Consider the following 17,216-nt stretch of genomic DNA (forward strand, 5'->3'; position numbering starts at 1 on the left):
GGGCGGGTTCCGGGGTTTACACGGCGTTGACAGCCCAGGCTTCGGCGTCGAATCCGGTGGTTACCGCTTTTTTCGGACCCCAGTCGACCACGGGGCGCTTGATGAGGCTCGGGTTGGCCAGCAGCACCGGGCGGGCGGACGCGGCGTCGACCACGGCCTGGCGGGCGGCTTCGTCCAGCTTGCGCCAGGTGGTGCCCTTGCGGTTGACCAATGCCTCCCAGCCGGGCTTCTTCAGCCATTGGTCGAGCTGGGCCTCTGGCACGCCCTGTTTCTTGAAATCGTGGAAGGTGTAGGCGACGCCGTGTTCGTCGAGCCAGGTGCGGGCGCGCTTGACGGTGTCGCAGTTCGGGATGCCGTATAGGGTTGTCATGGACGCCATGATGCCGCGATCGTCGGGTCGGCGACAATGCCCGCCTCCATGGAAACCCTTAACGACTGGCTCGCTCGCGCCGAGCAACTGCACCCAAAGAACATCGAGCTCGGGCTCGAGCGCGCCAAAGAAATGGCGCAGCGCCTCGGCCTGCGCTTCGGCTGCCCGGTCATCACGGTGGCTGGCACCAACGGCAAGGGCTCTACCTGCGCCATGCTCGAGTCGATCCTGACGCACGCGGGTTACCGCACGGCCGTGTTCACCTCGCCCCACCTGGTGCGCTTCGAGGAACGGCTGCGGCTCAAGGGCGAAGCCGTCGATGCTGCCAAATTGATAGCAAGCTTCGAAGTGGTGGAGCAGGCGCGCGGCGAATTGAACCTCACCTATTTCGAGTTCACGACGCTGGGCATCCTGCACTGCATGATCGAGGAAAAGCCCGACGTGGCGATCCTCGAAGTCGGGCTGGGCGGGCGGCTGGACGCCGTCAACATCATCGACGCCGACTGCGCGGTCATCACCAGCATCGACCTCGACCACATGGAGTACCTCGGGCCCGACCGCGAGAGCATCGGCTTCGAAAAAGCCGGCATCTTGCGCCCCGGCAAGCCCGCCATCGTGAGCGACCCGATGCCGCCGCAGAGCGTGATCGACCATGCCAACGCCATCGGTGCCGACCTGTGGCGCTTCGGCACGGACTTCAACGTGTCGGGCGACAAGCAGCAATGGGGCTGGTCGGGGCGCGGGCGGCGCTACAGCGGGCTGGCCTATCCGGCGCTGCGCGGCGCCAACCAGCTCATCAATGCGGCGGGCGTGCTCGCGGCGCTCGAGGCGGTGCGGCCGCAGCTGCCGATCACGGCGCAGGCGGTGCGCAGCGGGCTGGCCATGGTCGAGCTGCCGGGCCGCTTCCAGATCGTGCCGGGCGAGCCCGCGCTGGTGCTCGACGTGGCCCACAACGCGCACGCCGTGGCCGCGCTGGCCGAGAACCTCGACGCGATGGGTTTCTACCCGACAACGCACGGCGTGTTCGGCGTCATGGCGGACAAGGACCTCGCGCCGATCCTGGCGCGCATCGGGCCGCTGATCGACCGCTGGTACTTCACCGACCTGCCCACGCCGCGCGCGGCCAAGGGCGCCGATCTGCTGGCCGCGTGGCAGGCACAGAACACGCGCGCGGATGCCTCCGGCAGCGTGCATGCGGGCCCCATGGACGCGTTGCGCGCAGCCATCGAGCACGCGGACCCCGCTGATAGAATCGTTGTCTTCGGATCGTTCTTCACCGTGGGCGGCGTGCTCGAAAACGGCACCCCCCGCCTGCAAGCCAAACACCTGCTGCCGGGCGGCTGATCGCCGGGCTGTCCACACACCCATCCGGCACCATCGGGCACACCTCGCTGCACTCCTCCAGGGATCGAACTTCATGGCGTTTTTCAAGTTCCGCACGCGCGGCCCACAAGGCAACGAAGGACGCAGCGCACCGGCTGCCGTGCCGGCGGAAAGTGTCGAATCCATGCGTCGGCGTGCGCGCCACCGGCTGCTCGGCGCCGCGGTGCTGGTGCTGCTCGGCGTGATCGGTTTTCCGCTGCTGTTCGACACCCAGCCGCGCCCCGTGTCGGTCGACATTCCCATCGAGATTCCCGACCGCAACAAGGTCAAGCCGCTGCCCGTGCCTGCCACGCCGGCGCCCGCGACGAGCACCGCCCCGGCCGCGCCAGACAACGCGTCGCGCGTGGCCTCGGCCGGCGGCATGATCACCGAGTCCGCCGACGGCACCGAGATCGATACCGGCAAGCCGGTCGCCAGCACGCCCGCTGCGGCCGCCCCGGTGGAACGCAAGCCCGATCCCAAGCCGGAACCGAAACCGGAACCGAAGCCCGAACACAAGCCTGAACCCAAACCCGAGGCCAAGCCGAAGCCGGAACCCAAGCCTGAGCCGAAGCCCGAACCGAAGCCCAAGCCGGCTGCCACCGCGGACGACGGCGCGCGTGCCCGCGCACTGCTCGAAGGCAAGCCCCCGACCGCGGCCGCCGCCACACCCAAGGCCGGCGACGAAGCCGCCGGCCGCTTCGTGGTGCAGGTCGGCGCGTTCGCCGATGCGGACAAGGCCCGCGAAGTGCGCCAGAAGCTCGAGCGGGCCGGCCTGAAGACCTATGTGCACGTGGCCAAGACGGCCGACGGCGAACGCACGCGTGTGCGTGTCGGTCCGTTCGCCTCGCGTGCCGAAGCCGACCGCGCCGCCGAGAAGGTCAAGGGCTTGTCTTTGGCGGCCGCGATCCTCACGTTGTAAGCCAGCGTCACCGCCTGTCGCCGTGGCCTTGCTCGACTGGATTGCCGTCGCGCTCATCGGGGTGTCGATGCTCTTCGGCCTGATGCGCGGGCTGGTGTTCGAAGTGATTTCGCTGATCGGCTGGGTGGCCGCCTTCATCGCCGCCCAATGGCTGGCTTCCGGTGTTGCGGCATGGTTGCCGTTCGGCGATCCGCAGGCGGCGTGGCGCTATCCGCTGGCCTTCGTGCTGGTGTTCGTGGCCGTGGCGTTCGGCGTGGGCCTGGTGGCCGCGCTGACGCGAAAGTTGATCACGGTCGTGGGTCTGCGGCCGGTGGACCGGATTCTGGGAGCGGCGTTCGGCGCGGCGCGGGGTGCTGTGGCCCTGCTCGTGCTGGCCGTTGTTGTTCATTTGCTGGTGTTGAGCGACAGTGCCTGGTGGCACGAATCGCGCAGCGCCGTTGTTCTCGATGCGGCATTGCAGGGCCTGAAACCCGCGCTGCCTGAAAAGTTGGCAAGCTACCTGCCCTGAGAGGAATCGTTCATGTGTGGAATCGTCGGCGTTGTCAGCAACGCACCCGTCAACCAGTTGCTCTATGACGCACTGCTGCTGCTGCAGCATCGCGGCCAGGATGCGGCTGGCATCGTCACCTTGCTCGAGCGCAAGTTCTTCATGCACAAGGCCAAGGGCATGGTGCGCGACGTGTTCCGCACGCGCAACATGCGGGCGCTGCCGGGCAATGTGGGCCTGGGCCAGGTGCGCTACCCGACCGCCGGGAATGCGTACAGCGAGGAAGAGGCGCAGCCCTTCTACGTGAACGCGCCGTTCGGCATCGTGCTGGTGCACAACGGCAACCTGACCAACGCCCATGCGCTGCGTTCGGAGCTGTTCTCCACCGACCACCGCCACACCAACACGGAGAGCGACTCCGAAGTGCTGCTCAACGTGCTGGCGCACGAGTTGGAGCGCTCCACACGCGGCGTGCCGCTGCACCCGGCCGAGGTGTTTGCCGCGGTCAAGAACATGTACAAGCGCCTGCGCGGCTCGTACGCCGTGGTGTCGCTCATCGCCGGCCACGGCCTGCTCGCCTTCCGCGACCCGTACGGCATTCGCCCGCTGTGCATGGGCCGCAGCGCCGACGGCGCCGTTATGGTGGCCAGCGAATCGGTCGCGCTCGAAGGCTCCGGCCATGTGTTCGAGCGTGACATCGCACCCGGCGAGGCGGTGTTCATCGACCTCGAGGGCAACGTGCATTCGATGCAGTGCGCCGAATCGCCGTCGCTCAACCCCTGCATCTTCGAATTCGTGTACCTCGCGCGTCCGGACTCTGTGCTCGACGGCATCTCGGTCTACCAGGCGCGCCTGAACCTCGGCGAAACGCTGGCCAAGCGCGTGGTGTCCACCGTGCCGCCGAACCAGATCGACGTGATCATCCCCATTCCCGAGTCGAGCCGCCCGAGCGCCACCCAGCTCGCGCACCTGCTGGGCGTGCCGTACCGCGAAGGCTTCGTGAAGAACCGCTACGTGGGCCGCACCTTCATCATGCCGGGGCAGGGCGTGCGCAAGAAGTCGGTTCGCCAGAAGCTCAACGTGATCGCCAGCGAGTTCAAGGGCCGCAACGTGCTCCTGGTCGACGACTCGATCGTGCGCGGCACCACCAGCCAGGAAATCGTTCAGATGGCGCGCGACGCCGGTGCCCGCAAGGTGTACCTGGCCAGCGCCGCGCCGCCGGTGCGCTACCCCAACGTCTACGGCATCGACATGCCGACCAAGGGCGAGTTGGTGGCGCACGACCGCACCATCGAGGAAATCCGCCAGCTGATCGGCTGCGACGCGCTGATCTACCAGGACGTCGACGCCATGAAGCGCGCCATCGGCTCGCTCAACCCCAAGCTCGACGGCTTCGACGCCTCGTGCTTCGACGGCGTGTACGTGACCGGCGACATCGACACCGAAGCCATCTCGCGCATGAACGGCAACCGTCCCCGCATCGAAGAGACCGAAGAAGACTCTTCGCGCCTCGCGCTGCCCAACTTCAGCGAGTGAGTGTCGAAGTGACCGACGAACGAACCCTGCCGCCCGGCCTGCACCGCGACACGCTCGCGTTGCGCAGCGGGCTGGCGCCGAGCCAGTACGGCGAACATTCCGAAGCGCTGTTCCTCACGAGCGGCTTTGTGCAGCCCGACGCCGAAACCTCGGCGCGCCGCTTTGCGGGCACCGAGGCGGGCTTCACCTACTCGCGCACATCCAACCCCACGGTGACGAGCTTCGAGCAACGCCTGGCGGCGCTCGAAGGCACCGAGGCCGCCATCGGAGCCTCGACGGGCATGGGCGCCATCCTCATGATGTGCATGGGCCTGCTGAAGGCCGGCGACCATGTGATCTGCTCGCGCTCGGTGTTCGGCTCCACGCTGAACCTGTTCGGCAAGGAGTTCGCCAAGTTCGGCGTCGAGACCACGTTCGTGTCGCAGACCGACGTGGGCGAATGGCGTGCCGCGATGAAGCCCAACACCAGGCTGCTGTTCGCCGAAACGCCGACCAATCCGCTCACCGAGGTGTGCGACATCCGGGCGCTGGCCGACCTGGCGCATGGTGCGGGCGCGCTGCTGGCGGTGGACAACTGCTTCTGCACCCCGATCCTGCAGCGCCCCACCGAACTGGGCGCCGACCTCGTCATTCATTCGGGCACCAAGTACCTCGACGGCCAGGGCCGCGTGATGGCCGGCGCGATCTGCGGGCCGTCGAAGCTCATCGTCGACGTGTTCGGCCCTGTGGTGCGCACCGCCGGCATGGCGCTGTCGCCGTTCAATGCGTGGGTCGTGCTCAAGGGCATGGAAACGCTCGGCATCCGGATGAAGGCGCAGTGCGCGAATGCGCTGGCCGTGGCGCAGTGGCTCGAGAAGCAGCCCGGCATCGCGCGCGTCTATTACCCGGGTCTCGCGTCGCATGCGCAGCACGAACTGGCCATGCGCCAGCAGTCGGGGCAGGGCGGGGCGGTGGTGTCGTTCGACGTGGTCGGCGACACGCCCGAAGCCGCACGTACCAACGCCTTCCACGTGATCAACAGCACGCGCGTGGTGAGCATCGCCACCAACCTGGGCGACACCAAGACCATCATCACGCACCCCGGCACGACGTCGCACGGCCGCCTCACTGAAGTGCAGCGCCAGGCGGCCGGCATCAGCCAGGGGTTGATCCGCCTCGCGGTCGGCCTCGAGTACATCGACGACATCACGGCCGACCTCTCACGAGGTCTTCGTGGCCTGAGCACCCTGAATTCCTGAATCGACCCCATGACCGGCAAAGTTAGAACCCGCATCGCACCGTCACCCACCGGTTTCCTCCACCTGGGCACGGCCCGCACCGCGCTTTATTCGTGGGCCTATGCACGCCACCATGGCGGCGAATTCGTGCTGCGCATCGAAGACACCGACGTGGCCCGCTCTACGCAGGACTCGACCGACCAGATCCTGGCGTCGATGCACTGGCTCGGCCTGGACTACGACGAAGGCCCGATCTACCAGATGCAGCGCCTGGAGCGCTACCGCGAAGTCATCGCCCAGATGCTTGCCGCAGGCACGGCCTACCACTGCTATTGCACGCCCGCCGAGCTCGATGCCATGCGCGAAGCGCAGCGCGAGCGCGGCGAGAAGACGCTGTACGACCGCCGCTGGCGTCCCGAGCCGGGCAAGGTGCTGCCCCCCGTGCCCGAAGGCGTGCCGCCAGTGGTGCGCTTCTGCAATCCGCCCGAAGGCGACGTGACGTGGAACGACCTCGTCAAGGGCGAGATCACCATCAACAACCGCGAGATCGACGACCTGATCATCCTGCGGCCCGACGGTGTGCCGACCTACAACTTTGCCGTGGTGGTCGATGACTGGGACATGAACATCACGCACGTGTTCCGCGGTGACGAGCACATCAACAACACGCCCTGGCAGATCAACATCTTCCGCGCGCTGGGCGCACCGTTGCCCGAGTTCGGCCACGTGCCGGTGATTCTTGGCGACGACGGGCAGAAGCTGTCCAAGCGCCGCGGCGCAGTGAGCGTCACTGCCTATGAAGAGAACGGCTACCTGCCCGAAGCGATGCTGAACTACCTCGCGCGCCTGGGCTGGAGCCATGGCGACGACGAGCTCTTCACACGCGATCAGATGGTGAGCTGGTTCGACGGCACGCACCTCTCGAAGAGCCCTGCGCAGTGGGACGCGGCAAAGCTGGCGTGGGTCAATGCGCAGTACATCAAGGCGAAGAACGGCGATGAACTCGCGCCGCTGGTTGCGGCGCAATTGCAAAAGCGCGGCATCGTGGCCGATGAGCGCTTGCCTGCGATCTGCACGCTCTTCAAGGATCGTTGCGACACGACCGTGGCGCTCGCGGACTGGGCGGCTGCGTTCTACGCCGACGTCACGGTGTCCGAAGCCGACCGCGCACAGCACATCACCGAGGCCGTTAAGCCCGCGATTGCAACATTGGCAGAAAAATTGATGACGGCGACCTGGGATAAGGCCTCAATCGCAGTTATGATCAAGGAAGTGCTCGCAGCGCACAGCATGAAAATGCCGATGCTTGCGATGCCAGTACGTGTGCTTGTGATGGGAACATCGCAGACACCGTCCCTCGATGCAGTCCTCGAGATTTTTTCGAAAGAAAAAGTTATCGAAAGATTGAAAAAGGCCTGATAAACGGGCTATAATTCGAGGCTCGACACCCACAGGGGGTATAGCTCAGCTGGGAGAGCGCTTGCATGGCATGCAAGAGGTCATCGGTTCGATCCCGTTTACCTCCACCATAAAGTGTCGAGAAGAAGATAAGTGCTGATCTCAGCACGGTTCCTAAGGTTTTGACCCTATCGTCTAGAGGCCTAGGACACCACCCTTTCACGGTGGCTACCGGGGTTCGAATCCCCGTAGGGTCGCCAGTTTCACGCAAGTGACTCAGGCACAAGTGGCAACACTTGGCTCGGTAAAACGAGTGAAAGTTGTCTACCAGGAGTGGTAGTTCAGTTGGTTAGAATACCGGCCTGTCACGCCGGGGGTCGCGGGTTCGAGTCCCGTCCACTCCGCCAGTTCCGACAAGGGTTAGCAGATTCGTCTGCTAACCCTTTTGTCTTTTCGGAATCGGCTGTTGGCTGTCGCGACGATCGGCCACGCATCCCCCAGATTTTTCTTTGTTCGCCATGCCTGCAAGCAGCAGCATTAACGCGGCCGTCTGTTGGATGAGGCGAGCGCGTTCTGCGATTCGCTTGCCTACTTTGGTCGACGCCTTAACTCGATGCTGATGGCGATGACCTTGGCGTACTGACGACGAGGCAATACGAGCGCAACGGACCCTGGATGCAGAGGAGTTTTCCCTCCTTGCCATGTGTTCAAAACGCTCACGAACCCCCTGTTCAATGCTTCATCGATACCACTTTAAGTGGCCGCGTTACATAGGCCTTCTCGCAGTCGAATAAACTCCGCCCCGCTTGCAGCTTGTATTCGTGCTGCGCCGCCATAGGCAACATGGCGAAATTAAACCTATTAGGAACTCAGTTGAACCGCATCGAACTCGTCGAAAAAATCGCAACCGCCCACAACGTCAGCAAGGCAGAAGCCGCGCGCATCCTCGAGACCATCACCGGCTCGATCGTTGCCGCAGTGAAGAAGGGCGACCCCGTGCAGATCGTCGGCTTCGGCACCTTCAAGCAAGTCGCTCGTGCCGCACGCTCGGGTTTCAACCCCAGCGCCGGCACCAAGATCAAGATTGCCGCGCAGAAGGTGCCGAAGTTCGTGCCGGGCGCCGCCTTCAAGGCCGCCGTGGATCCGAAGGCTGCCAAGCGCAAGGCTGACAAGGCCGTCGTCGCGAAGCCGGCCGCCAAGTCCGCAGCCAAGAAGGCCGTGCCTGCCAAGAAGGCAGCAGCGCCCGCCAAGAAGGCCGCTGCCAAGAAGAAGTAAGCGATGCGCCGCGGCCTTGGTGGCCGTGCATGCACCCAATAAAAACGGCCCTTTCGGGCCGTTTTTTCATGGGCGCGGCGCGTGCGCAATGCGCGGCGTCAATCGGGCTTGATGACGCCCTCGCCCAGGTAGCGCTGGTATTCGGACAAGGGGATGGCCGTCGTCTGGATGTTGCCGGCGTCGCCCCAGCTCAACACGGCGCTGTCGGGTGCAAGTTGCACCTCGATAGGGCCTTGAGGAATGAGGATCAGGGGGCCGTCACCAGCTCTGTATTCGACATCTCCGGTGACTTTCGCGTTGGCTGCCATGGGTGCGCTCCTCGGGTTCGGGTTGCGGGGTTACTGATTGGGTTGTAGCTCAGCTTACGCCCGGGGCCAGCGCGTAGGGTCATCGGGCTGCGGCGGTGCGTGTAGGCCATGACCCGATTGCGCGGCGGCCCGGCCGTCTTCGTGCGCGGCTGCGTTGGTGTCAGGAGTCCCGAACGGCCCTGAGCCACTGCACCGGCCGCAGCCGGGCCAGGCTCAGGCGTTGCCATGCCCCCTCGAGCGGACCCTGTCGAAAGCGCGCCATCCACCAGCAACTCGCCATCGCCTGCAGCGCGAAGACGCCTGCGCCGAGGAGGGCCGCGCTCGCGAGGCTTTCCACGTCGAGACCCAGCCGGGGGACGAGCACCAGGCCCATCAGCGTCAGCGCAATGCAGTGGGTGAACGCCATGCGGCCCATCGGCGCGAGCTTGCGCAACTGGCGCCGCCATGCGGTGCGCTGGAACAGCAGCACGAACGCGGCGATGCAGAACATGCCCTGGGCCAGCGATGCGAGCTGCAGCAGCAGGCGGTCTGCCAAGGTGCTGGCGCCGTCATGGCGAAGAACGAGCAGCACAGTCACGACGAAGCTCACGGCCAGCAACCCGCGCCAGAAGCGCCGGTGCGCCAACGATTCCCGCAACACGCCCACCCGGCCCACGCCGAAGAGCACGACAAGCAGCATCACCGATTTCGCATCGAACAGCGGGATGCGGTGCAGGGCGAGCATCGACGCGCCCAGCAGCGCGAAGCCGCGCAGCGCGTCGAGGAGTTCAATGCGGCGCAAGCCGCCGGACGCCGAACGGCGTGGCGTGGGGGCAGGGGTAAAGGTCATGGGAGTCCGCAAAGTCGGGCTGGCAACCCTGTGGCGAGCTGCCATGCGAAGCAGCCCGCGCCAGACGCGCGATGCTACGAACCGGCATTGCGCCAACATTGCGTGGCGAGCGCTCGCCCCGCGCGGCGGGTCAGTGGCCCGGAGCCAGCCGCTCGCGCGTCTCCGAAGGCCGTTCGCCGAAGCGTGCGCGGTATTGCGCCGCGAAGTGCCCCAGGTGCAGAAAGCCGTATTTCTGCGCCACTTCGCGAACCCCCGTGCCTGGCAGGCGCGCCGAGGCCTTCAGTTCTTCGCGCACGCGGTCGAGCCGCAGTTCGCGCAGGAACTCCATCGGCCCCTGGTCCGCGTGCTGGCGAAACGCGAGCTGCAGCGCGCGCGCACTGCACCCGATCTCGCCGCAGACGTCGGCCAGCGACAGCGGCTGCTCGGCGTGCGCTGCCATGTACTCCTGCGCCTTGCGCACCACGCGCGGCAGCAGCTGGCGCTGCGTGTCGCCCGCCAGCGCACGCGAATGGTTGTGGCCCGCCGACATCAGCAGGCTCGACATGAGGTACTCCTCGGCATGCTCGGCGAGGCGGCCGCCGGCGTGCAGCGCATTGCCGGCGTCCAGCGTGAGCCGCAGGTAGTCGATGAAATGCACCAGCGGGGCGAGCGCGGGGTTGTCCAGCGGCACGCCCAGCTCGAACACCAGCGCCTGCTTCACCGGCGCCTGCAGCAGCGACTCGAGCCGCGAGAGCAGCGCCGCGCGTGCGAGCCGCACGATGAGGTGCGGGCTGTCGTCGGCCCAGCGCATCGACAGCGGCTCGGTGGGCGAGGGCAGCGAGGCCAGCCTGGGCGTGGCGTCGATCTGCTGGCCGCCGCAGCGGATGCTGGCGCCGCCGCGCAACGGAATCTGCAACAGGAAGAAGTCCTGCAGGTAGCCCGGGTCGATCTGCACGCCGGGGCCGTACTGCACGTAGTTGAGGCTCACGTCCCGATGCAGCTGCGCGCTGTGGTGGCAGGCATCGAGTTCGGTGCGGGGCTGCAGCATGGTCAGGCCGTGCGGGCAAAACACCCGCGCCACGCTCTCGCGCGCCTCGTCCATGTCGTGGCTCTCGAACAGGCGATAGCGCTGCAGTGGCAGCCTTGGGGTGATGGCGGCGGTTTCCATGGGGGACTGTGGGTTGGGGTCACCGTAGCAAAAACCATCCCTGCCCACAATTCGGATCGCCCCTCGGCAGAAACCTGCGCGCCAGGGACATCGCCTGCGCTTGCGGGATGCTGCAACCGCCCCGGCGCGCCTAACGTACGTCCTACAGGCCGCCCCGGCCTGCAGCCCACTGTTCACTACCCAGGAGAGCCAAGCCCATGTTCAAGGGACTCGAAGGCAGGAGCGCCATCGTCACCGGCGGCGCCACATTGATAGGCACCGGCGTGGTGCGGGCCTTGCACGCTGCCGGCGTGAAGGTTGTCGTCGCCGACATCGACGAAGCCAACGGCCAGCCGCTGGCCGATGCCCTTGGCGCCGGCGTGCGCTTCGTGCGCACCGACATCACCGACGACGCGCAGGTCGAGGCCTGCGTGGCGCAGGCGGTGCAACACCATGGCGGCGTGCACTTCCTGGTGAACCTTGCCTGCTCGTACGTGGACGACGGCTTCAAGTCGCCGCGCGCCGACTGGCTCACCTCGTTCAACGTGAATGTCGCGAGCGCCGTGGCCATGCTGCAGGCGGTGCATCCGCACATGGTGGCCGCCGGCGGCGGTGCGGTGGTCAATTTCACGAGCATCTCGTCGCGCGTGGCGCAGACGGGGCGCTGGCTGTACCCGGTCAGCAAGGCCGCCATGGCGCAGCTCACGCGCAACATGGCGATGGACCTTGCCCCCGACCGCATCCGCGTGAACAGCGTCTCGCCGGGTTGGACGTGGTCCGCCGTGATGGACAAGTTGAGCGGCGGCGACCGCGCCAAGACCGACCGCGTGGCCGCGCCTTTCCATCTGCTCGGGCGCGTCGGCAACCCCGACGAGGTGGCGCAAGTGGTGCTGTTCCTGTGCTCGGAGCACGCGAGCTTCGTGACCGGCGCGGACTACGCGGTGGACGGCGGCTACTCCGCCATGGGCCCCGAGCAGGCCGTCCCGGCCATTCCCCAATTGATGGACTGATCAAGGAGCCAAGGCAATGAAACGTATCGCTATCGTCGGCGCGGGCCAGTCGGGCCTGCAACTGGGACTCGGGCTGCTGGGCGCGGGCTACGAGGTCACGATGTTCAGCAACCGCACGGGGGAAGACATCCGCCGCGGCAAGGTGATGTCGAGCCAGTGCATGTTCCACACCTCGCTGCAGATCGAGCGCGACCTGGGGCTGGACCACTGGGCCAATGAATGCCCCACGGTGGACGGCATCGGCCTGGCCGTGCCGCACCCCGAGCAGAGGGGCGCCAAGGCCATCGACTGGGCCGCGCGGCTGCATTCGAGCGCGCAGTCGGTCGACCAGCGCGTGAAGATCCCGGCGTGGATGGCCGAGTTCCAGCGCAAGGGCGGCGAGCTGGTGTTCAAGGACGCGGGCATCGACGAGCTGGAGGCCTGCACCCTCAGCCACGACCTCACGCTGGTGGCGAGCGGAAAGGGCGAGATCTCTAAGCTCTTCGAACGCGATGCGCACAAGTCGCGCTTCGACGCGCCGCAGCGCGCGCTCGCGCTCACCTACGTGAAGGGCATGAAGCCCGCCGAGCCCTTCTCGCGCGTGAGCTTCAACCTGATTCCGGGCGTGGGCGAGTACTTCGTGTTCCCGGCGCTGACCACCTCCGGCCCGTGCGAGATCATGGTGTTCGAAGGCGTGCCCGGCGGCCCCATGGACTGCTGGGCCGACGTGAGGACACCGCAGGAGCACCTGGCGCGCAGCAAGTGGGTGCTCGACACCTTCGTGCCGTGGGAGGCCGAGCGCTGCCGCGACATCGAACTCACCGACGACAACGGCATCCTCGCGGGCCGCTTCGCGCCCACGGTGCGCAAGCCCGTGGCCACGCTGCCCTCGGGCCGCAAGGTGCTGGGGCTGGCCGACGTGGTGGTGCTCAACGACCCCATCACCGGGCAGGGCTCGAACAACGCGGCCAAGTGCGCCGACGTGTACCTCAAGAGCATCGTCGCGCGCGGCGATGGCACGGGCGATGCCGCATGGATGCAGCAGACCTTCGACCGCTACTGGTTCGGCTATTCGCAATGGGTCACGCAGTGGACCAACATGCTGCTCATGCCGCCGCCGGACCACGTGCTCAAGCTGCTGGGCACGGCGGGCGCGGTGCCGCCGCTGGCCAGCGCCATTGCCAACGGCTTCGACGATCCGCGCACCTTCTTCCCGTGGTTCGCCGACCCCGTCGAGGCCGACCGCTACATCGAGACCTGGGCCGAGGCCGCATGACGCGCGCAAGCACCATCGCCGCGCCCGACCGATTCGACCGGCAGGACTTCCGCAAGGCGCTGGGCCGGTTCAGCACCGGCGTCACGGTCGTCACCACGCGCGCGAGCGACGGCCGCCGCGTGGGCATGACGGCCAACTCGTTCTCGTCGGTCTCGCTGGAGCCGCCGCTGGTGCTGTGGAGCCTTGCGCGCCACGCGCCCAGCGTGGCAGACTTCACCGGGGCGAGCCACTTCGCGATCAACGTGCTGGCGGCGCACCAGCACCACCTGTCGCGCCAGTTCTCCACACCGCGGCCCGACAAGTTCGACGGTGTGGACTGCTGCGACGGCACGGCCGGCGTGCCGCTGCTGAACGGGGCCATCGCGCGGTTCGTGTGCCGCAACGTGAAGCAGTACGACGGCGGCGACCACCTGATCTTCATCGGAGAGGTCGAGCGCTACGATCGCTTCGACGGCGAGCCGCTGGTGTTTCACTCGGGCTGCTACCAGGTGACGACCCGGCATCCGGAATGCGCCCAGTGAGAACGCTGACGAGCACTTTCAATCCATCGATCGGAGAACACCCCATGCAGGAACAGACAACGGCCCACGGACAGCGCATCCGCATCGAGGCCGCCGACGGCAGCGGCAGCTTCAGTGCCTACCTGGCCTTGCCCCGCGCGGGCAGTGGCCCGGGCCTGGTGATCGCGCAGGAAATCTTCGGCGTGAACCACACCATGCGCGAGGTGGCCGACTACTACGCCGAGGAAGGCTACGTGGTGCTGGTGCCCGACCTGTTCTGGCGCCAGGAGCCCGGCGTGGAGCTCGGCTACAGCGAAGCCGACTGGCAGCGCGCCTTCGCGCTCTACGGCGGCTTCGACGAAGCCAAGGGCATGCAGGACATGCAGAGCGCCATCGACACGCTGCGCGCCCGCGCCGAAGTGCCTGAAAGCAAGGTCGGCGTGCTCGGCTTCTGCCTCGGAGGCAAGCTGGCCTACCTGGCCGCCTGCCGCACCGACGCGGACGCCGCGGTCGGCTACTACGGCGTGGGCATCGACGCCGCGCTGGACGAGGCCGACAAGATCAAGTGCCCGCTGACGCTGCACGTCGCCGAGCTCGACAAGTTCTGCCCACCCGAAGCACGCGAGCGCATCGTCGCCACGCTCAAGGGCCGCCCGGGTGTGTCGCTGTACGTGTACCCCGGCATGGACCATGCCTTCGCGCGCACCGGCGGCGAGCACTTTCACAAGCCCTCGGCACTGATGGCGCACGAGCGCAGCATTGCCACGCTGAAGGGCGCCATCGGCCCGCACTACGACCTGTCGGCGCTGTGGGACAAGCACTGCGAGTACGAGTTCGGCACCCGCAACGTCGACGACACCATGGGCACCATGGTGGCCGAGCCCTACGTCAACCACATCCCCACCATGACCGGCGGCGTGGGCTACAAGGACCTGCACGCGTTCTATACGAACCACTTCGTCAACAGCAACCCTCCCGACACCGCGCTGGTGCCGATCTCGCGCACGGTGGGCGCCACGCAGGTGGTCGACGAGATGCTGTTCTCCTTCACCCACACCACCGAGATCCCGTGGATGCTGCCGGGCGTGGCACCCACCGGCAAGCGCGTGGAAGTGCCGCTGCTGGCGGTCATCAAGTTCCGCGGCGACAAGCTCTACCACGAGCACATCTACTGGGACCAGGCCAGCGTGCTGGTGCAGGTGGGGCTGCTCGATGCCAAGTTGCTGCCGGTGGCGGGCATCGAGACGGCGCGCAAGCTGCTCGACGAGACGCTGCCGTCGAACACGCTGATGCAGCCGCGCGGCGGCCAGGTCTGAGCCGCCGCTGACGTGGAGTGCGGCAGGGCGGCTCAGACCGCCAGGTTCTGCTCGACGTCCAGCGTCTTGCGGCGCGCCATGGCCAGGTTCGACTTGGCCTTGTCCAGCACGAGGTAGACGAACAGGCCTTCCTTCTTCTGCATCGGGCGGATGATGTGGTACTGCTTGCCCAGTGTGATGAGGAGGTCTTCGATCACGTCGTTCAGGCCCAGGTCGCGCATGGTGCGCAGCTTGGCGCGAACCACCTCGGTGTTGCCTGCGGCCGCCACTTCGAGGTCCACGCCAGACCCGATCTGCCCCAGGATCATGCCGCTGCCCGAATCGACCAGCGCGGCGCACATGGCGCCGTCGCAGGTCATCAGGTCGTCCATGGATTGCTTGATGTTTGCCATCGAAACCTTTCGTAGTCCCTCGCCCCTGAAAGTCGGCAGCCACCCGGGCGAAGGGTGGGCGGCTGCCGGTGTCGAACCGATGCCGGTCAGGTGACGGCCATGCGCCGTCTCAGGCCTGCTGCAGCGACAGCGTGGCCTGCTTCGCGAAGTAGAGGACCTGGCCGATGATGGCTTCCTTGCCGGCGACCACGCTCACGATCAGTGTCACCTCGGGGTGGCGCGCTTGCAGCATCAGGATGTGGCCGTGCGCGGCCTCGATGCTCACGTTGTCGCAGTGGCCCAGGCCGCTTTCCTCGCCGGCCACCGCGCCCAGGGCGGCAAGCGAGCTGGCAATGGCCGAGAGCCGCGAGACCTGCGCCGTGTTCTCCACGCGCGCGGCCAGCTCCAGGCCGTCCTCGGTCGAGATGACCACCGCCTTCACGCCCTTGATCTCGCGCATGAGCGTGTCGATGGCGGCTTCGGCGGCGAGCTTGATGCGGGGAGAAATGTTCATGGCTGCCCTGGAATGAAGGGGAGGGGTTCAGGCCTCGAGCTGGAGCAGGAGCAGTTCCAGCAGCTGGACGACTTGCCGTGGGTCGGTCACGTTGGCCGCGAGCACCGGGCACAGCACGCCCCTGGCCTGCATGCGCCGGGCATAGGCGTCGATGTCCGGCTGCGGGTGCGCCTCCATGCGCCCTACCGCCACCACGCAGGCGGTCTGCGCGATGAGTTCGGCAAAGCCGTCGAGGTACACGTCCAGGTCGGCCAGCGGGTCGGGGCGGCTGTTGTCGATCAGCACCACCACGCCGAGCGCGCCGCGCGCCAGGATGCGCCACATGAAGTCGAAGCGCATCTGCCCGGGCGTGCCGTACAGGCGCAGCTTCTCGCCGTTGTCGAGCGTGAGTTCGCCGTAGTCGAGCCCGACGGTGGTGGTGGCCTTGGCGACCGAGGTGTCGCTGTTGCGCACGTCGGTGCTGACCGGCGGGATCTCGCTCACCGCGCCGATGGCGGTGGTCTTGCCGGCGCCCATGGTGCCGGTGAAGAGGATCTTGTGCTCGACAGTCATGGGTGCCCTGCCGGCAGCAGGCCGAGCCGGCTGCGGATGCGGGCCAGCAGGCCGGGTTGCACGGGGGCACGCGCCAGCGGCGTGGCGGGCCCCGCGGCCGCGGGCCGTGGGGCATCGGAGGGGTGCTGGGCCACCTGTGCCGCCTGTGAAACCTGGGCAACCTCGCTGACGTTCGCGAGCAGGCCGCTGCGGCGCAGGTCGGCGATGAACGCGAGGCAGTCTTGCGCCGCGAGGCCCGAGCGCTGGCGCAGCACGCCGAGCGACGTCGGCTGTCCGGTCATGAGCGTGGCCAGGCGAATGCGGTGCGGCGTTTCGAGCAGGGCGACCGGCGGCCAGCGCAGCAGGCGGAATTCCTCGTCGTCCGCCGGCGCCGCATCGGCCGCCGCCAGACCGAGCTCGCGGGCGTGAACGACCATCGCACCCAGTTGGTTGAGCGTTCTTTCCAGCGCTTCGGCATGCAGCGGCAGCGCCAGGAAATGCCCGCCGCGCGGCGCATCAGCCTGGCCGACGGCCAGCACGGGCACGGCGTGGGGCGGGGCGTTGGGGTCAGTAGGGGCGTCCTGGCCGACGACCCGGAGATCGGCCTGGTCGGCTCGCCATGCCCAGTGCTGGTGGGTTCGGTGGTCCAGCAGGCGAACGAGCGACTTGAATAGCAGCTCTTCGCGGGGCGGCAGCCCTTCGACGCTGAAGCTCAGCAGGGCGCGCTGACCCTTGACGACGGAGTGGGCGGCGGTGCTCATGCCCTGTGCGCCGGCCTGCGGCAAGCAGTGCCGCGTGAAACCCGAGGCAGGCAGTGGAGGCGCAAATGCCGTCGTGATTGCAACTTGAGGCTCCCGTGGCTGGAATTTTTCACCTGTCGGCGCAGGGC

19 protein-coding genes and 3 tRNA genes are annotated in these 17,216 nt (G+C 67.1%); 14 read left to right on the forward strand and 8 right to left on the reverse strand.

From position 1 onward, the window contains the following. Nucleotides 1-16: 16 nt before the first annotated feature. Nucleotides 17-370, reverse strand: coding sequence for an ArsC family reductase (locus AC0IYU_RS16345; RefSeq protein ID WP_472118845.1), 354 nt, complete (start codon nt 368-370; stop codon nt 17-19). 36 nt (nt 371-406) lie between these two features. Between AC0IYU_RS16345 and folC the strand changes: the two genes are divergently transcribed. The 10 genes from folC (at nt 407) to AC0IYU_RS16395 (ending at nt 8,567) form a co-directional block, all read left to right on the forward strand. Continuing rightward, complete coding sequence (folC, locus tag AC0IYU_RS16350) at nt 407-1,714, forward strand: bifunctional tetrahydrofolate synthase/dihydrofolate synthase (protein WP_472118848.1); 1,308 nt, start codon at nt 407-409, stop codon at nt 1,712-1,714. Nucleotides 1,715-1,787: 73 nt separating this feature from the next. Then, nucleotides 1,788-2,654: an SPOR domain-containing protein gene (locus tag AC0IYU_RS16355; protein WP_472118850.1), complete on the forward strand. Its 867-nt coding sequence runs from the start codon at nt 1,788-1,790 to the stop codon at nt 2,652-2,654. 22 nt (nt 2,655-2,676) lie between these two features. Then, nucleotides 2,677-3,162 carry a CvpA family protein gene (locus tag AC0IYU_RS16360; protein WP_435484538.1) on the forward strand — a complete coding sequence of 162 codons (486 nt, stop codon included), beginning with the start codon at nt 2,677-2,679 and terminating at the stop codon, nt 3,160-3,162. Between the two features lie 12 nt (nt 3,163-3,174). After that, a complete protein-coding gene (purF, locus tag AC0IYU_RS16365) occupies nt 3,175-4,677 on the forward strand; it encodes an amidophosphoribosyltransferase (protein ID WP_472118853.1) in 1,503 nt (500 codons plus the stop codon). Nucleotides 4,678-4,685: 8 nt separating this feature from the next. After that, nucleotides 4,686-5,915, forward strand: coding sequence for an O-succinylhomoserine sulfhydrylase (locus AC0IYU_RS16370; RefSeq protein ID WP_472118856.1), 1,230 nt, complete (start codon nt 4,686-4,688; stop codon nt 5,913-5,915). A gap of 9 nt (nt 5,916-5,924) precedes the next feature. After that, entirely contained in the window at nt 5,925-7,313 is a 1,389-nt protein-coding gene (gene gltX / locus AC0IYU_RS16375) for a glutamate--tRNA ligase (protein WP_472118861.1), read from the forward strand. 34 nt (nt 7,314-7,347) lie between these two features. Beyond that, nucleotides 7,348-7,423 (forward strand) — tRNA-Ala (locus tag AC0IYU_RS16380). Nucleotides 7,424-7,476: 53 nt separating this feature from the next. After that, a tRNA-Glu gene (locus AC0IYU_RS16385) sits at nt 7,477-7,552 on the forward strand. 70 nt (nt 7,553-7,622) lie between these two features. Further along, nucleotides 7,623-7,699: transfer RNA gene (locus tag AC0IYU_RS16390), tRNA-Asp, on the forward strand. 436 nt (nt 7,700-8,135) lie between these two features. Then, a complete protein-coding gene (locus tag AC0IYU_RS16395; RefSeq protein WP_435484534.1) occupies nt 8,136-8,567 on the forward strand; it encodes an HU family DNA-binding protein in 432 nt (143 codons plus the stop codon). A gap of 98 nt (nt 8,568-8,665) precedes the next feature. On the opposite strand, the gene AC0IYU_RS16400 is transcribed toward AC0IYU_RS16395, so the two are convergent. The 3 genes from AC0IYU_RS16400 to AC0IYU_RS16410 all read right to left on the reverse strand — a co-directional run bounded on the left by AC0IYU_RS16400 (nt 8,666) and on the right by AC0IYU_RS16410 (nt 10,851). Further along, the gene (locus tag AC0IYU_RS16400; RefSeq protein WP_435484533.1) at nt 8,666-8,875 is read right to left on the reverse strand and encodes a hypothetical protein; all 210 of its coding nucleotides are present in this window, start codon (nt 8,873-8,875) and stop codon (nt 8,666-8,668) included. 160 nt (nt 8,876-9,035) lie between these two features. Next, nucleotides 9,036-9,749 carry a DUF418 domain-containing protein gene (locus tag AC0IYU_RS16405; RefSeq protein ID WP_472118864.1) on the reverse strand — a complete coding sequence of 238 codons (714 nt, stop codon included), beginning with the start codon at nt 9,747-9,749 and terminating at the stop codon, nt 9,036-9,038. Nucleotides 9,750-9,834: 85 nt separating this feature from the next. Continuing rightward, nucleotides 9,835-10,851: an AraC family transcriptional regulator gene (locus AC0IYU_RS16410; RefSeq protein WP_472118866.1), complete on the reverse strand. Its 1,017-nt coding sequence runs from the start codon at nt 10,849-10,851 to the stop codon at nt 9,835-9,837. Between the two features lie 197 nt (nt 10,852-11,048). Here AC0IYU_RS16410 and AC0IYU_RS16415 point away from each other — a divergent pair, with 197 nt between their 5' ends. The 4 genes from AC0IYU_RS16415 to AC0IYU_RS16430 are packed head-to-tail and all read left to right on the forward strand — an operon-like array spanning nt 11,049 to nt 14,911. Continuing rightward, entirely contained in the window at nt 11,049-11,840 is a 792-nt protein-coding gene (locus tag AC0IYU_RS16415) for an SDR family oxidoreductase (RefSeq protein WP_472118869.1), read from the forward strand. Between the two features lie 16 nt (nt 11,841-11,856). Continuing rightward, complete coding sequence (locus tag AC0IYU_RS16420; RefSeq protein WP_472118872.1) at nt 11,857-13,095, forward strand: styrene monooxygenase/indole monooxygenase family protein; 1,239 nt, start codon at nt 11,857-11,859, stop codon at nt 13,093-13,095. Further along, entirely contained in the window at nt 13,092-13,616 is a 525-nt protein-coding gene (locus AC0IYU_RS16425) for a flavin reductase family protein (RefSeq protein WP_472118876.1), read from the forward strand. The genes AC0IYU_RS16420 and AC0IYU_RS16425 overlap by 4 nt, the downstream gene beginning before the upstream one ends. A gap of 44 nt (nt 13,617-13,660) precedes the next feature. Beyond that, the gene (locus AC0IYU_RS16430; protein WP_472118878.1) at nt 13,661-14,911 is read left to right on the forward strand and encodes a dienelactone hydrolase family protein; all 1,251 of its coding nucleotides are present in this window, start codon (nt 13,661-13,663) and stop codon (nt 14,909-14,911) included. 32 nt (nt 14,912-14,943) lie between these two features. On the opposite strand, the gene AC0IYU_RS16435 is transcribed toward AC0IYU_RS16430, so the two are convergent. From AC0IYU_RS16435 to AC0IYU_RS16450, 4 genes are all read right to left on the reverse strand, one after another. Further along, on the reverse strand, nt 14,944-15,303 hold the full coding sequence (locus tag AC0IYU_RS16435; RefSeq protein ID WP_435436336.1) for a hypothetical protein: 360 nt from the start codon (nt 15,301-15,303) through the stop codon (nt 14,944-14,946). A gap of 109 nt (nt 15,304-15,412) precedes the next feature. Further along, the gene (locus tag AC0IYU_RS16440; protein WP_472118881.1) at nt 15,413-15,796 is read right to left on the reverse strand and encodes a roadblock/LC7 domain-containing protein; all 384 of its coding nucleotides are present in this window, start codon (nt 15,794-15,796) and stop codon (nt 15,413-15,415) included. Nucleotides 15,797-15,823: 27 nt separating this feature from the next. Continuing rightward, entirely contained in the window at nt 15,824-16,348 is a 525-nt protein-coding gene (locus tag AC0IYU_RS16445; protein ID WP_435436338.1) for a GTP-binding protein, read from the reverse strand. Further along, a complete protein-coding gene (locus AC0IYU_RS16450) occupies nt 16,345-17,088 on the reverse strand; it encodes a hypothetical protein (protein ID WP_472118885.1) in 744 nt (247 codons plus the stop codon). The genes AC0IYU_RS16445 and AC0IYU_RS16450 overlap by 4 nt, the downstream gene beginning before the upstream one ends. Nucleotides 17,089-17,216: the final 128 nt, after the last annotated feature.

Source organism: Variovorax sp. AC103, from assembly GCF_979254005.1.

Coding starts and splice junctions, on each gene's coding strand:
- AC0IYU_RS16400 (WP_435484533.1), bottom strand. CDS start 8,875: ATGGCAGCCAACGCGAAAGTCACCGGAGATGTCGAATACAGAGCTGGT.
- AC0IYU_RS16430 (WP_472118878.1), top strand. CDS start 13,661: ATGCAGGAACAGACAACGGCCCACGGACAGCGCATCCGCATCGAGGCC.
- gltX (WP_472118861.1), top strand. CDS start 5,925: ATGACCGGCAAAGTTAGAACCCGCATCGCACCGTCACCCACCGGTTTC.
- AC0IYU_RS16415 (WP_472118869.1), top strand. CDS start 11,049: ATGTTCAAGGGACTCGAAGGCAGGAGCGCCATCGTCACCGGCGGCGCC.
- AC0IYU_RS16405 (WP_472118864.1), bottom strand. CDS start 9,749: ATGGCAGCTCGCCACAGGGTTGCCAGCCCGACTTTGCGGACTCCCATG.
- AC0IYU_RS16440 (WP_472118881.1), bottom strand. CDS start 15,796: ATGAACATTTCTCCCCGCATCAAGCTCGCCGCCGAAGCCGCCATCGAC.
- AC0IYU_RS16410 (WP_472118866.1), bottom strand. CDS start 10,851: ATGGAAACCGCCGCCATCACCCCAAGGCTGCCACTGCAGCGCTATCGC.
- AC0IYU_RS16395 (WP_435484534.1), top strand. CDS start 8,136: ATGGCGAAATTAAACCTATTAGGAACTCAGTTGAACCGCATCGAACTC.
- AC0IYU_RS16420 (WP_472118872.1), top strand. CDS start 11,857: ATGAAACGTATCGCTATCGTCGGCGCGGGCCAGTCGGGCCTGCAACTG.
- purF (WP_472118853.1), top strand. CDS start 3,175: ATGTGTGGAATCGTCGGCGTTGTCAGCAACGCACCCGTCAACCAGTTG.
- AC0IYU_RS16355 (WP_472118850.1), top strand. CDS start 1,788: ATGGCGTTTTTCAAGTTCCGCACGCGCGGCCCACAAGGCAACGAAGGA.
- AC0IYU_RS16345 (WP_472118845.1), bottom strand. CDS start 370: ATGACAACCCTATACGGCATCCCGAACTGCGACACCGTCAAGCGCGCC.
- folC (WP_472118848.1), top strand. CDS start 407: ATGCCCGCCTCCATGGAAACCCTTAACGACTGGCTCGCTCGCGCCGAG.
- AC0IYU_RS16435 (WP_435436336.1), bottom strand. CDS start 15,303: ATGGCAAACATCAAGCAATCCATGGACGACCTGATGACCTGCGACGGC.
- AC0IYU_RS16445 (WP_435436338.1), bottom strand. CDS start 16,348: ATGACTGTCGAGCACAAGATCCTCTTCACCGGCACCATGGGCGCCGGC.
- AC0IYU_RS16450 (WP_472118885.1), bottom strand. CDS start 17,088: ATGAGCACCGCCGCCCACTCCGTCGTCAAGGGTCAGCGCGCCCTGCTG.
- AC0IYU_RS16425 (WP_472118876.1), top strand. CDS start 13,092: ATGACGCGCGCAAGCACCATCGCCGCGCCCGACCGATTCGACCGGCAG.